Genomic DNA, 13,698 nt, shown 5'->3' with positions numbered 1-13,698 from the left:
CCTGTTACTTGGCGGCCGCAAGACCCGGATCACCCTGCTTTTCGAAGGTCTGGACTTCTTTGTTGATGTAGGTCCCGTCATCGGCCTTGGCGACTTCCCGCAGATAGATGTTCTGCGTGATGTGGCGGCTTTCCGGATCGATGGAAACCGGACCGCGCGGGCTGACCCACGAGAGACCCTTGACCGCATCGACAGCCTTCTGCGCATCCTGCTTGCCGCCGGTCGCCTCGACCATCTTGTAGATCACATACATGCCGTCATAGGCGCTGACGGCCGGGAAGGAGAGCTCGGCCTTATTGCCGATCGCCTTGGTCGCCGCATCAACGAAAGCCTTGTTTTCCGGCGAGTCATGCGAGACGGCATAGTGGAAGGTCGTCTGGATGCCGAGTGCGGCATCACCGAGCGCCGGCAGGTCGGATTCCTGGGTCAGGTCGCCAGGCGCAAAGAACTTGATGCCGGCAGCCTTCAGGCCGTTTTCATTGTAAGCCTTGACGAAACCGAGCGTCGTCGGCCCCGACGGCAGGAAGGCGAAAACGCCCTGTGCGCCGGAATCCTTGATGCGCTGCATGATCGGGCTGAAGTCGTTGGTTGCAAGCGGCATGCGGATCGCCTCGACCACCTGGCCGCCGGCCTTTTCGAAACCGGCCTTGAAGGCATTTTCGGCATCGATGCCCGGGCCGTAGTCGCTGACGACGGAGATCACCTTCTTGACGCCGGAATCGAAGGCGACCTTGGCGATCGGCGTCGAGGTCTGCCAGGTGGTGAAGGACGTGCGCACGACGAGCGGACTCTTGGTGACGATCGCCGAGGTCGCGGCGTTCATGATCACCATCGGCACATTGCCCTGCTTGAGGATCGGCGTCACCGCCATGGCGTCAGGCGTGAAATAGAAACCGGTGAGATACTGCACCTTTTCCTTGACGATCAGCTCCTGCGCCAACGCCTTGGACTGGGCCGGATCGGCCTGCGGCACGTCGCGAAAGACGACCTCGACCGTGTCATTGCCGACCTTGTTGCCGTTCATCGCCATATAGGCGTCGATGCCGGCCTTGAAATTCTTGCCCTGCAGGGCAAACGGGCCGGAGAACGGCCCGATCACGCCGACCTTGATCGTGTCGGCATAGGCGGTTCCGTCAAGGACCATGGCCGCGACGGCGGCGATAACCAGTTTTTTCATTGATACAGTTCCTCCCTTTGTCAAAGGTGCCGCCCTCCATGGCAAGAGCACCGTTCTTAAATCATCCCGTCAGAACGGCAATCCGACGTAGTTTTCAGCAAGCGCCATCGAGGCGGCGCGGGAATGGGTGAGATAGTCGAGTTCCGCTTCCTGGATCTTCTGGTCGAAATCGCCGGTATCGGGAAAACGATGCATCATCGTCGTCATCCACCAGGAAAAGCGCACAGCCTTCCAGACGCGGGCAAGCGCCTTTTGCGAATAGGCGTCGATGCCGACGTCCGAGCGGTCGCCGTAGAACTCACTTAGTCCTTCGAAGAGATAGTGCACATCGCTCGCAGCAAGGTTCAGTCCCTTGGCGCCGGTCGGTGGCACGATATGGGCGGCATCCCCGACGAGGAACAGGCGGCCGAAGCGCATCGGTTCGGCAACGAAGGAGCGCAGCGGCGCAATCGATTTTTCGAAGGATGGCGCAGTCTTTAACGCTTGGGCATGATGGGTCGGCAGGCGACGGCGCAATTCGTCCCAGAAGCGGTCGTCGCTCCAGTCCTCAACCTTCTCGTCCAGGGAACACTGGATGTAATAGCGGCTGCGGGTCGCAGAGCGCATGGAACAGAGCGCAAAGCCGCGCGGATGGTTGGCATAGATGAGCTCGTGATTGACCGGAGCGACGTCGGCGAGCAGGCCGAGCCAGCCGAAAGGATAGACCTTCTCGAAGGTCCTGATCGCCTTTTCCGGAACCATCTTGCGACTGGCTCCGTGAAAGCCGTCGCAACCGGCGATGAAGTCGCAGTCAATGCGATGGGTGACGCCATCCTTATCGTAGCTCACGAAGGGAGAACTGCCGTCGAAATCATGCGGCGTCACATTGGCGGCATCATGGATGGTCAAGGCACCGCTTGCCTCGCGCTGTTCCATCAGATCACGCGTCATCTCGGTCTGGCCGTAAACCGTGACACGCTTGCCGGCGGTCAGGCCGTAGAGATCGATGCGGTGATCGCGCCCGTCGAAAGCCAGTGAAAAGCCGTTATGCGGCAGGCCTTCAGCATGCAGCCGGGCAGCCGACCGTGCCTCGTCCAAAAGACGAACGGTGCCCTCTTCCAGGACGCCGGCGCGAACGCGGCCGAGAATGTAGTCCTTGCCCACCCGATCGAGAATGACGTTGTCGATGCCGGCTTCCGTCAGAAGTTGGCCGAGCAGCAGGCCCGACGGGCCTGAGCCAATGATGGCGATTTGGGTGCGCAATTGCTTCCTCCCTGCAATTTGCTTTTTGCCAGATTTTGACCTTTAGCCCTTCAAACGGCAATGGACTTTCCCACCCAAAAATTGCACAAAACGAACATGAGAACGGAGGAAGACTATGACCAGGCATGTGCCGACCTATGAGCTCTACGGCGAGAAATCGGGGAAAGAACCCGATTTTTGGCTGCATTGCGAAACAATTCCCTCGCGTAGCAGCCTGCACCATTGGGAGATCAAGCTACATCGGCACGCGAGCTTCTTTCAGATATTATACATCGAGGCCGGCGCAGGCGATGCCATTTTCGGCGAGCGGAGCCACGCCATCCAGCCGCCTGCGGTCGTCACGATTCCTCCCGGGCTCGACCACGGCTTCCGTTTTTCGCGGGATATAGACGGCCTCGTCATCACCATGCTGAGCGCCAATCTTAGCCACCTTCCCGGCGACCGCAGCCGGCTCGGCGAGTGGCTTGCAGCCCCGCATCTCACCGTACTCGATCCGCAAGATCCCGACGCCGCCTATCTCATGCAGTGCCTGAGGCGTCTGGGCGATGAATATTGGAGCAACCGTAGCGGCCGCAGCGAGCTTCTCGCCTCGTATGTCGCATTGGTACTGAGGCTGACGGCGAGAATTTCCTGTCAGGAGGATATCGGCCTGTTCCCCGGCGATGAAAACGAAAGGCGGATGGAGCAATTGACTGGCCTCATCGAACAGCATTTCCGTTCGCACAGACCCGCTTCATTCTATGCCAGGGAAATCGGCATTTCGCCGACCCATCTCAATCGCATCGTCCGCTCGATGACCGGAAAGACGGCTCACGACCTGATCGCCGGCAAACTCGTCGACGCGGCCAAGCGCGAGCTCATCTTCACGCTCGCGAGCGTTCAGGAGGTCAGCCATCGGCTTGGCTTTGCCGACCCGGCCTATTTCTCCCGCTTCTTCCTCAAACACGCGGGCGAGACGCCCAAGGATTGGCGCAAGCGGGAGAAGAGCAGGCTGGAACGAGCCTAGGCTGTGCGACGCGCCGGGGCATCCTCAAGGAAGTCCTCGATGAAACGTTTCTGCAGCAGGATGCCATCCCACTCATCCGCAAAGAACGGCGAGTCGTAGATCAGCGTGTAGGGTCCGGCGTAACCAGCCTTTTCGCACATTTCCAGGCAATGACGGTAATCTGCGGCATCAAGCCCGGAGGCATTGTAATCGGCCTTGGCATGGCAGATTTCGGCCCTACGCATGATATTCGCCAGCCCTTCATATTTCGCCGGTGCCGCCCAGTTTCCGAGGTCGCCATTGAGGCCGATCTTGCCGTCGAGTGCATCAAGCAGCCAGTTCATTTCCTTCGGTGAGGGTAGAAGGGCGAACCAGTTTTCGGTGACGACCCCCACGCCGGTTCCCTCCGCCTGTCCGGCGAGCCACTTCAGATGTCGCGCGGAACGCGCAAGGTTTTCCTCATTCGGCGCCTGCTTGCCGGCGATGACGCGGATGCGCTCGGCGCCGAGCTTCTTTGCGATATCGATCCAACCGGCGATCCAGCCTATGTCACGTTCCGCCGTCTCGGCATTGCTGGGATCGCCATCCTCGACGAGCAGCGTCTGGAAAAGGATGCTGGAGGCCTCCAGCGCATCGCGAAATTCGGCGAGATAAGAGGCATCCAGGCTCGGCAGGTGGAACGAACAGACCTCCAGCCGGCCAAGTCCGCGTTCGGAGAGCATGCCCGGCACTTCAAGCAGGCTCACGCTGCCTGGCCCATAAGGCTCCTGGCGGCCCGCGCTTTTCTGCGGATCGGGACTATAGGGATAGGTTGCGCCCAGCATCCGGTGAAGCGACCATGTGGAAACCGCAAACCGGCCGTTCTGCAAAGCCTGCATCTTTCATCTCCTCCCGTTTCCTTGCGAGGACTTTGGCAAGAATGACGCGCCGCATCAAGCTCGCCATCGCCTAGATTCGGTCGCCGCGAATGACTGCTTCTGCCGTCAGCGAAACGGCAAGCAATGCTTCATCACGGTTTGCCGGCGCCGACAGCAGGAACCCGACCGGCATATCCGCCTCGCCCTTGCCGCAGGGGACGGAAACACCGCACCAGTCCAGGAAATTGCCGAGCGCTGTGTTGCGCAGCGTCTTGACGTTCGCGGCGAAGAAAAGCTCGTCATCGCGCTCAAGTGCCGCAATCGGCGGCGCCACATGGGCGACCGAAGGAAAGGCGAGGAAGCGGTTGCCGACAAGCCGATCGACTTCGGCAATCAGCCTCGTGCGCTCGGCCAGAATAGCAATGTAATCGGCCATGCTGGTCTTCTCGCCGAGCCGCGTGCGCAGGACGACACGATGATCCATCCGCGCAGCCTCCGGCCCTGCAAGCCGTTCGCGGTGGAGAGCGAAGGCTTCGGCTGTGACGAGAGCACCATGTTTTGCCATCAGCGCCAGGATTTCCTCGAAGGCCGGAATGTTGATCGGACTGATATGCGCGCCAGCGCTACGCAGCCGCTCCACTCCGCCCTCGAAGGCTTCGGCGACGCCCGAATCCAGGCCATCGAACACGATATTGCCGGGGACGACGATTTCCACACCCTTCAGCGACTGCCGGGTGACTGTCGGCGCCGTCAACCCGCGCATTGCAGCATCGACCCAGACAATGTCCTGCACGGAACGGCAGAGGGGGCCAAGCGAGTCGAGGCTCGCAGCCAGCGGATAGACCCCTTCCATGGCATAGCGCCCGCGCGTCGCCTTGTAGCCGACGATGCCGTTCAGGGCGGCGGGAATACGCACCGAACCGCCGGTATCCGTGCCCATCGCAACCGGTACAAGGCCTGCGGCAACCGCCACGCCGGCGCCGGACGACGATCCACCGGGAATGCGCGACTCGTCCTTGCTGTGAGGGTTTTGCGGCGTGCCGTGATGGGGATTGATGCCGAGGCCGGAGAAAGCAAATTCGCTCATATTGGTACGGCCGATAGCCAGCATGCCGGCACTCTTGAGCGTTGTGACGATCGCAGCGTCCTGTTTAGCAGGCGCATCGCCCGCCAGAACCACCGAACCGGCCGTAGTTGCCACGCCCTCGATGTCGAAAAGATCTTTCCAGGCGATCGGAATGCCGTCGAGCGCACCGAGCGAACGGCCGTAGCGGATGCGCTTCGAGGAAGCATGAGCCTCCCGCATCGCCCGCTCGCGCAACAATAGGGTGAAGACCGCCTTGTCGGCATATTGCTCGATGCCGTCGAAGATCGCCTCTGTGACATCAACCGGATCGGCCTTGCCGCTCTGGATGAGAAGGGAAAGCTGAGCGATAGACATCGCACCGAAAGTGAGGGCCATGAGAGACTCCTGTGGATATCACGCAGGATTTACCGCCTATCATTTCGCAGGACCAGCCCTTGCACGGCTTTTCACGATGATTGGTACGATTTTGTGAACACTGAGTTTGCTTTAGCCCTCTTCAATTTGCCGCAGTTAAGACACACATGCGGTGTTGCACGCGTGAGGCGGATAGGCGCGCCATTAGCTTGCCTTCCCAAGCCCGCATCCCGGTGCATTGCAGGAGACTTGAAATGACACAATCTGAAACTTGGACCTCCGGTCACCAGGATATGGTGCACCAGCATGTGAAGGAGGACGTGAGCTACGGCGAAGCTGAACGCGACTACGCCGACCACGTCAGCGCACAGAAGCTGTCGGTCCTGGAGCGGATCGTGGTCGTAGGCGCCCTCGTACTGCTAAGCTTTGTAGGCTTCACAGCACCGTCGGCACAGACATCAGCGACCGATCCGATGACGACCTCGGCTATTGAAGAGCCGGCACCTCCGGGTGATAGTCTGGTGCCACACCACCAGCGCTACGGCCATTGCCGTGAAACGAGCCCCTACGCAGACAGGGTCTGCTAAGAGCCAGCGATTTTCGCCGGGCATGGAATTTTTCGTCTAACGTGCATGAGAAGCATAGGAACGGGAAAGAGCCATGGCCGGTGACGTAGACTACGACCTCCACCGCTTCATCGAAGCGCAGAACGGCATATACAAGCAGGCTCTTGCGGAGCTGGAAGCCGGTCGCAAGCGCTCTCACTGGATGTGGTTCATCTTCCCCCAAATCGCCGGTCTCGGAGCGTCTTCCATGGCGGAGAAATATGCCATTCGCTCCGCGGAGGAAGCCTCAGCCTATCTCGCAGATCCGATCCTCGGAAGCCGCCTTTTGCGCTGTGTCGAGGCAATCCTCTCCGTCAATGACCGCAGCGCTCACGATATCATGGGTTCCCCGGATGATCTGAAGCTGCGCTCGTCCATGACGCTGTTTGCCGCGGTCAGCGATCACGGCTCGCCCTTTCACAAGGCGATCGATCATTTTTACGACGGGAAATTCGACGAACGGACAATTTCCATCCTGAGCGCCGGCAACGACTAGCCGGGAGAATGCTCCAGCGCTGCAATCTCCTCGGAGATTTCCTCGATGCGCTGTTTCAGATCGCTTTCCGTACCGTCGTCTACTTCCTCTTCGCCAAAGCAATAACGTGCGTCGTGCAATTCAAGCTTGGCTTCAAGCTCGGCACGTCTGGCATACAGGCGCCGGAGATAAGCGTAATTCATCTCTGCCTCCAGATTGCTCCCAGATCAGCAGAAAACGGCCACGCAACCCCCAAGGTTCCCTGGCCGCGTCAATATCAGCCGAAGGCGGAAATCGCCACGTTGCACGCTTTTTCGAAATGGCAGGAACAGCCACCGTCCGTCATGGCCTGGCGAGTAACGCGCGCGCCTTCGAGCAGCAGCGTCAGCGTATCGGCAAGAAGTTCCGGCTCGCGCGCGCCGGCAGCCACGCAAAGTGCAGCAAGACGATTGCGCTGCATCGCCTTGTGGCGCTCGATCAACTCGTGCGCCGGATGGCCCTCGCCCTTCAATTCGATGGCAGCATTGGCGAGATCGCAACCTGCGGGCTCGCCGTTCAGACAGTGAGCCCGGTCCTCGACCCAGGCAAGCAACTGGCCGCGCGCATCGCCGGGATGGGCGGCTTCAAGATCGCGCCAGATCTTCTCGGCCTTTTCGGAGGCGCGGCGTAGCGTTTCGCAGACCAACTCGTCCTTGGAGCCAAAATGCCGATAGAGGGTCATCTTGTTGGTGGCGGCAGCATCCGCAATGGCATCCACGCCAATGCCGCGAATGCCGCGCTCACGGAAAAGCTCCGAAGCGGTCGTGACAATACGCTCCCGCGGGGGGATTCGATCGTCTGAAGTGGCTACGGAGATTTCATTCAATGATTCTGATTTTTTCGCGGACGAAGTCCTTGACATCGATGTGACCGATCGGTAACAAATGCATTGTTACTTACCGGTAACACCACTCTTTGTAGAAGTCAATGCCAGGAGCGTTTGGCAGCAGGAGTGGAACACGGGCGACCGCCCACGAAAGGAGGACCGTACCATGAGAAAGACCAGAGAAGATTTGACCATTTCCGAAGCCCTTCGCGACCCGCTGATCGCCATGGTGCTCCGCGCCGATGGCGTGAAGCTTGAAGACTTCAAGCAACTCCTTGAGACGGCCGCACACAAACGCGAGCCGCGTCCCTCCACGGTGAGCGATATGATCGGGTCCTTTGCCAGCCGCGCCAATCTGCCGGCGATGCCCTGCTTCGGCTGATCTGACCGCTGGCCCTACAAGGCCCGATCGGCACTGGGGATAAGCCCTGTTCCCAGACGGGCTGCCGCTGTCAACAGGCGGCAGCCCTTGCGATGCGACGAGTGCGCAGATCCACATCGATTTCCCGAATATACATTCTTACGACCAAGAGACGCTCGCCGCCGGCGATGCCGTCTTCATGACGACACGCACCGGCGGTGGCTTCGGCAAGCCGCAAAAGGGGCGTCGACTTGCCACCGCTGACCGCAATGTCTGGCAGGAGACTTGGCCCACATCCGATCAGCCGGTATCGCTGATGGGAGAAAAACTCGGGCTGCAGCTTGTTGTTCCGGTTCCAGCATCGACGATGCACGATGAGGCGCCCGCAAATAGATTTGTCGCCTGCAATCGCAGCATATCCGGTGACAACACTTGCCGCCTTCACGAATTATCTGCGGCAGCTACCAAAGGTTTTATATCCAAAGATTTTGCGATTTGCTTCCTAAACGGCTATGCCATAGTAATGTAACAGGTTCGCATGATATCAGAGGTATGTTGAATTGGACGGAAAGACATCACCCGCAATCTACTCCGAAGATGAAGGCCCGGCCGAAGAGACCGGCGCCAAGGGCGCGCGCCGTGCACGCGTCAGCGGTATCGACCGCGCGCTGCAGGTGATCGACCATCTTTACGAGACGGGATCGCCGGCCGGCGTCTATGCCATCGCCAAGGCTGTAAAGGCGCCGCTTTCAACCGTCTATGTCATCGTTGACGATCTGGTCGAAAAGAACATGCTGACGCGCCAATCTGACGGTTCGATCTGGCTCGGCTCGCGGCTCTATCATTATGGCCTCGCCTATGCGCGATCGCTCGATTTCATGAGCGTCGCAACGCACGAAATGCACGACCTTTGCCGGCAGGCCGGCGAGACCGTTCAGGTCTGCGGCCGTGACGGCGATTTCATGCTTGTTCTCGCCATGGCCGATGGCCCCAGCCATTTCCAGGTCGCCTCCCGCGTCGGCACTCGTGTGCCGCTCAACTGGACAGCGTCTGGCCGCTTGCTGGTCGGACACCTGCAAGAAGACGAGCGTGTCGAGCTCTTCAAGCGCTGCGCCCGCTCCTCGCCGACGGGACGCGCGGAAATCGATCCCGCCACGCTATCGGAATCCGCCGGAAAGGCCTTTGAATCGCGCCTGTCGATCCAGGCTGGCGAATCCGATTATGCGGTTGCCTGCATCGCCTCGCCGATCTGCGATCGTGAGGGCCAGTGCGTCGCCACCATTTCCATTGTTCTGCCGGAGCAAAAGGCCTTTTCGGACGAAGGCCATTATACAGCACAGGTGCGCAACTCGGCTGAGCACATCGAGAAGCTGATGGGCTGGCGTAGCCATTGAGCGCCAGCCTCAGTCTCACGACAAACGCCGTCCGGACCCTCATTGGCTCGTGAGGAAGGGCAGCTCCTTGTTCGCATAGTATTTCGCCGCCTCATCGATCTCTTCTCGATGCTTCCATGGCACAAACCGCAAGGCGCGATCGCACGCGCCGGCGCGCCGCTGGCGACGATCCTCGGCACCGGATTGGTACCCGGCGAGGTCGGGAGAGCCGGCGCGGCTGACACCCGTCGGGCTATGGCAGATCACCCGTCGCTGCGCCAGCGTTTGCTCCCCGCCCGATCGCCTCCTCATCCCGCTTTCTCGGCACGCCGTCACGGCCTTGACCAGGAATGTCTTGGCCCTGTTTGATTGTTGTTGAAGGCGTTCCCAGCCGCGGCAATCCGGCGGTCAGGCGACCCGATCGGAGGCCGCCTGTTTGAAAAAACTCACCGATTGTGATCGCTAGCCTTCGAGGATCGAATAGCCAATATCGCGCAGATGATCAGGATCGGCGATCGCGTCGACTGTCGAGATCTTGTCGCCGTCGAAACTCAGCGCCAGCAATACGCGCAACTGCCCCTCGATAAAGACAACGAGACCGATTTCGCCATCGACAAGCGCGACCTTTGCCGACGTCGCCCGTCCCTTGAAGTTTTCGGCAACGGCTTGGGCGCCGCGAAGTGGAGCAACATCGCCGAGTCGGATCGCCGCCGCATCCGGCCGGAAGACAGCATCCGGCACGAGCACTGCAATCAGCCCTTCCAGATCGCCGTTGCGGGAAGCGATGAGGAAGGCTTCGGCTATGCTCCGCTTGCGCGCGAGATCGACGTCTGGCGTTTCCGCTTGCCCCTGCACCCTGCGCCGGGCGCGGCTGGCAAGCTGCCGGGCGGCGGTCGCACTTCGCCCGATGACCGCGGCGATCTCTTCGAAGGGTAGATCGAACATGTCATGCAGCACGAAGGCGACACGTTCGGCCGGCGTGAGGGTTTGCAGGACGACGAGCAGAGCGATGCCGACCGAATCGGCAAAAGCTGCCTCGCGCTCCGGATTGCTGGCAATATCGACAATCGCGCCATGTGCCGGCAGGTCAAGCGGCTCTTCGCGGCGCGTCTTGCGCGAACGCAGCATGTCCAGGCAGATGCGCGCCACGACCGTCGTCAGCCAGCCGCTGAGATTATCGACGTTGCCTCTGTCCGAACTTGTCAGGCGCAGCCACGCCTCCTGCACCGCATCCTCTGCCTCCGCGCGGGAGCCGAGCATGCGGAAGGCGACGGCCCGCAGATGCCCACGGTTCGCCTCGAATTCATCAGCCAGCCATTTTTTCTCGTCCATCGGTCCATTCCTCATCCTGTTGCGTCAAAGACCATGACGAACGGAAGCGAGACGATGTGACAGGAGCGACATCGCATCAAGCCCCCCGAAATTTTACTCGAGACTTGACCTGCCGCATTTTTCGCTGGCTGATGGCGCGCATATCCCTCCCTATGGTGTTTCCCAATGTCCTTCCAATCTGACAATTCAAAACAATATGCCGCCTTCCTGTTCGACATGGATGGCACGATCCTGAGCTCGACAGCGTCAGCAGAGCGCGTCTGGGGACGCTGGGCCGAGCGGCACGGGCTGGATGTGGAAAAATTCCTGCCGATCATGCACGGCTCGCGCGGTATCGACACGATCCGGCGGCTAAACCTTCCTGGCGTCGATGCAGAAGCAGAAGCTGCACAGATCACCGAAGAGGAAATCCAAGATGTCGAAGGCGTCGTCGCACTACCGGGTGCCGCCGATTTCCTGGCGTCGCTTCCGCCAAACCGGTGGACCATCGTCACCTCTTCGCCGCGTCGCCTTGCGGAGCGCCGGCTCGAGGCAGCCGGGCTGCCAATGCCGCAGGCTATCGTGACGGCGGAAGACGTGACCATCGGCAAGCCCGACCCGCAATGCTATATCCTCGGCGCCGAAAAGCTCGGCTTTGCGACGCATGAATGCCTGGTCTTTGAAGATGTCGAAGCCGGCGTGAAGGCGGGACTAGCAGCTGGCGCCGACGTCATGGTCATCACCGCTGCCGGCCACAAGCACTCGCTACAGGGCTATCCCGAGATCGAACATTATGCCGACGCGACCGTTGTCATTGCTGACAGCGGTCACCTTTCGATCAAGTTCTGATTGCCTGCCGCACCTGCCGGAAAGGAATTGCCATGAAACCGGAAATCGTCTGTCTGATGATGTCGTCACTCGACGGCGGCCTGCACCCGAGCAAGTGGACGGAAAGCCCCGATGGCGGCCGCAAGGAATGGACGGCTCTCTATCAGAAGGCACATGAAGATCTGCAGGGCGACGCCTGGATCGTCGGGCGCGTGACCATGGCTGAAATGGCCAAGGGAGAGCCGCATCCGCCGCAATCTGCCAGCTCTGTCGAACGGCCAAACCATTTTGCCGATCGCAAGGCAAACAACTACGCGATAGCCCTCGACACATCTGGCAAGCTGCATTTCACGCGGCCCGAGATCGATGGCGATCATATCGTCGTCATCCTCGGCAGTAATGTGCCGGACGCGCATTTGGCGGAACTCGTCGCCGATGGCATCTCCTACATCGTCTCGCCGTCAGTTGAGATCGATCTGCCCGCAGCGCTCGACGCGTTGAACAAGGAACTCGGCATCCGCAAACTGCTGCTCGAAGGCGGTGCTGCGATCAACGGCGCCTTCTTTGCTGCGGGGCTGATCGATGAGTTCTATCTGCTGGTCGCGCCGGCCCTGGACGCCAGCGGCGGCCAGTCTGTCGTCACCTTCGAAGGCGGACTGGCGGGCAAGACGCAGCTATCGCTGATCTCCGCCGAGACGAAAGACAACGGCGCTGTCGCCCTGCGATATAAGGTCCACGCCTGACAGGGATGATGGACAGCCGCAGAGACGAGGCGCTATATCCACGTCCATGACCACCTCTGATCCGGATATCGTTATCGTCGGCGCAGGAGCTGCCGGGATCGGAGCTGCACGCCGCCTCAGCGGCCACGGTTATTCCACCGTGATCATCGAGCAACTGCCGCGCACCGGCGGAAGGGCCTGGACTTATGCCACGAACGCCGGGCCGGTCGATCTCGGCTGCGGATGGCTGCATTCGGCAGATCGCAATCCCTGGACCAGGATCGCCGCTGAGCTGGGTTTTGTCGTCGACCGCCGCGTCACGGCCTGGGGCGAGCAATTCAAGGAGCTCGGCTTCTCCAGCAAAGATCGCGCCGCAGCACGAAACGCCTTTGCGCTCTGGAACGAAGACATCCGCAAAAATCCGCCCGCGTCGGACCGGGCATCCGATGCACTCAACCCGAACTCCCCCTGGACGCCTTATCTGCAGGCGCTGAGCGGCTATATCTCGGGAGACGAGCTGGAGCACATTTCGGTGACGGATTACGTCGCCTATGACGATGCCTCCACTGAGAATAACTGGCGTGTCGCCGACGGTTATGGGCATCTGATTACCTCAGCGCTTCCAGCCGATGCGGCGTTGCGGCTCGGCACGCCTCTGGAAGGCCTTGACCTGAGCGAACGAAAGATCGTCCTGCAGACCTCTGCCGGGACGATTAGGACGAGTGCCGTCATCTTCACCATCTCTTCGAATGTTCTGGCGGGCGGTGCGATCAAGCTTCCGAGGGCGTTCGACCCATGGCGGCAGGCGGCATCGCTTCTGCCGCTCGGCAACAACGAAAAACTCTATTTCGAGGTTCTCGACGGCGGTCCTTTCGAGGACGAGACCCATGTGCTCGGTGATCCGCATGACAGTATGACCGGCACCTATTATATCCGCCCCTTCGGCCAGCCGGTCCTCGAATGCTTCCTCGGCGGAGCCGGCGCCCAGGCTGCTTCCGCGATGGGCCACGAAGCCGCCTTCGACCACGCGATCAACCAGCTTACCGATCTCTTCGGCTCGGACACGCGGAAATATCTCAAGCCGCTTGCAGCTTCGAACTGGGCGAGCACACCTTCCATCGGCGGCGGCTACAGCCATGCCCTGCCCGGCCACGCAAACACACGCATGCAACTCGCCCAATCCTTTGACGGCAGGGTTTTCTTCGCTGGCGAAGCAACGCATACGACCGATTTTTCGACGGCGCATGGCGCCTATCAGAGCGGGCAACGCGCGGCCGACGAGGCGATGGCATCACTAATGGTTCGCGTCAAAGCCTCGGGCGCCGACCGCCGCTAGATCCGACAGCAAGCGTTTTTCTTTCCGTTCAGTCACACTCCCCGATCCTGATCCGTCAAGCCTATGACGAACGAAAGCCGGCAGCCAGTCGGCTCTGCGTCAAACGAAACAGATCATCAG

Annotated in this window: 16 protein-coding genes; 9 read left to right on the top strand and 7 right to left on the bottom strand. The window is 60.4% G+C overall.

From position 1 onward, the window contains the following. Window positions 1–4: 4 nt before the first annotated feature. Window positions 5–1,177 carry an ABC transporter substrate-binding protein gene (locus tag J2X71_RS13520; protein ID WP_310382575.1) on the bottom strand — a complete coding sequence of 391 codons (1,173 nt, stop codon included), beginning with the start codon at window positions 1,175–1,177 and terminating at the stop codon, window positions 5–7. Window positions 1,178–1,246: 69 nt separating this feature from the next. After that, the gene (gene pobA, locus J2X71_RS13515) at window positions 1,247–2,419 is read right to left on the bottom strand and encodes a 4-hydroxybenzoate 3-monooxygenase (RefSeq protein WP_310382574.1); all 1,173 of its coding nucleotides are present in this window, start codon (window positions 2,417–2,419) and stop codon (window positions 1,247–1,249) included. A gap of 115 nt (window positions 2,420–2,534) precedes the next feature. Here pobA and J2X71_RS13510 point away from each other — a divergent pair, with 115 nt between their 5' ends. Next, complete coding sequence (locus J2X71_RS13510; RefSeq protein WP_310382573.1) at window positions 2,535–3,425, top strand: helix-turn-helix domain-containing protein; 891 nt, start codon at window positions 2,535–2,537, stop codon at window positions 3,423–3,425. Here the strand turns inward: J2X71_RS13510 and J2X71_RS13505 are convergent. Beyond that, entirely contained in the window at window positions 3,422–4,282 is an 861-nt protein-coding gene (locus tag J2X71_RS13505; RefSeq protein WP_310382572.1) for a TIM barrel protein, read from the bottom strand. The genes J2X71_RS13510 and J2X71_RS13505 overlap by 4 nt on opposite strands. A gap of 70 nt (window positions 4,283–4,352) precedes the next feature. After that, a complete protein-coding gene (locus J2X71_RS13500; protein ID WP_310382571.1) occupies window positions 4,353–5,723 on the bottom strand; it encodes an amidase in 1,371 nt (456 codons plus the stop codon). A gap of 272 nt (window positions 5,724–5,995) precedes the next feature. Between J2X71_RS13500 and J2X71_RS13495 the strand changes: the two genes are divergently transcribed. Continuing rightward, window positions 5,996–6,289 carry a hypothetical protein gene (locus J2X71_RS13495; protein ID WP_113323296.1) on the top strand — a complete coding sequence of 98 codons (294 nt, stop codon included), beginning with the start codon at window positions 5,996–5,998 and terminating at the stop codon, window positions 6,287–6,289. 73 nt (window positions 6,290–6,362) lie between these two features. Further along, the gene (locus J2X71_RS13490) at window positions 6,363–6,803 is read left to right on the top strand and encodes a DUF1810 domain-containing protein (RefSeq protein WP_310382570.1); all 441 of its coding nucleotides are present in this window, start codon (window positions 6,363–6,365) and stop codon (window positions 6,801–6,803) included. On the opposite strand, the gene J2X71_RS13485 is transcribed toward J2X71_RS13490, so the two are convergent. Both J2X71_RS13485 and J2X71_RS13480 read right to left on the bottom strand, forming a co-directional pair. Then, entirely contained in the window at window positions 6,800–6,985 is a 186-nt protein-coding gene (locus J2X71_RS13485; RefSeq protein WP_310382569.1) for a hypothetical protein, read from the bottom strand. The two genes, J2X71_RS13490 and J2X71_RS13485, sit on opposite strands and share 4 nt — an antisense overlap. 74 nt (window positions 6,986–7,059) lie before the next feature. Beyond that, on the bottom strand, window positions 7,060–7,683 hold the full coding sequence (locus J2X71_RS13480; RefSeq protein WP_310382568.1) for a TetR/AcrR family transcriptional regulator: 624 nt from the start codon (window positions 7,681–7,683) through the stop codon (window positions 7,060–7,062). A gap of 130 nt (window positions 7,684–7,813) precedes the next feature. On the opposite strand from J2X71_RS13480, the gene J2X71_RS13475 reads away from it, so the two are divergent. The 3 genes from J2X71_RS13475 to J2X71_RS13465 all read left to right on the top strand — a co-directional run bounded on the left by J2X71_RS13475 (window position 7,814) and on the right by J2X71_RS13465 (window position 9,402). Further along, a complete protein-coding gene (locus J2X71_RS13475; RefSeq protein ID WP_310382567.1) occupies window positions 7,814–8,029 on the top strand; it encodes a hypothetical protein in 216 nt (71 codons plus the stop codon). Window positions 8,030–8,207: 178 nt separating this feature from the next. Further along, window positions 8,208–8,537 carry a hypothetical protein gene (locus J2X71_RS13470; protein WP_310382566.1) on the top strand — a complete coding sequence of 110 codons (330 nt, stop codon included), beginning with the start codon at window positions 8,208–8,210 and terminating at the stop codon, window positions 8,535–8,537. A 31-nt stretch (window positions 8,538–8,568) separates the two neighbouring features. Next, on the top strand, window positions 8,569–9,402 hold the full coding sequence (locus J2X71_RS13465; protein ID WP_310382565.1) for an IclR family transcriptional regulator: 834 nt from the start codon (window positions 8,569–8,571) through the stop codon (window positions 9,400–9,402). A gap of 441 nt (window positions 9,403–9,843) precedes the next feature. On the opposite strand, the gene J2X71_RS13455 is transcribed toward J2X71_RS13465, so the two are convergent. Beyond that, window positions 9,844–10,713 carry a sigma-70 family RNA polymerase sigma factor gene (locus tag J2X71_RS13455; protein ID WP_310382564.1) on the bottom strand — a complete coding sequence of 290 codons (870 nt, stop codon included), beginning with the start codon at window positions 10,711–10,713 and terminating at the stop codon, window positions 9,844–9,846. Window positions 10,714–10,878: 165 nt separating this feature from the next. Between J2X71_RS13455 and J2X71_RS13450 the strand changes: the two genes are divergently transcribed. The 3 genes from J2X71_RS13450 to J2X71_RS13440 are packed head-to-tail and all read left to right on the top strand — an operon-like array spanning window position 10,879 to window position 13,578. After that, a complete protein-coding gene (locus J2X71_RS13450) occupies window positions 10,879–11,541 on the top strand; it encodes an HAD family hydrolase (protein ID WP_310382563.1) in 663 nt (220 codons plus the stop codon). Between the two features lie 32 nt (window positions 11,542–11,573). After that, complete coding sequence (locus J2X71_RS13445) at window positions 11,574–12,263, top strand: RibD family protein (protein ID WP_310382562.1); 690 nt, start codon at window positions 11,574–11,576, stop codon at window positions 12,261–12,263. A gap of 46 nt (window positions 12,264–12,309) precedes the next feature. Further along, a complete protein-coding gene (locus J2X71_RS13440; RefSeq protein ID WP_310382561.1) occupies window positions 12,310–13,578 on the top strand; it encodes an FAD-dependent oxidoreductase in 1,269 nt (422 codons plus the stop codon). Window positions 13,579–13,698 lie beyond the last annotated feature (120 nt).

Origin of the sequence: Rhizobium sp. 1399, from assembly GCF_031455475.1 — a bacterium.
Lineage (GTDB): Bacteria > Pseudomonadota > Alphaproteobacteria > Rhizobiales > Rhizobiaceae > Rhizobium.
This window is presented reverse-complemented; position numbering and strand designations above follow the sequence as displayed.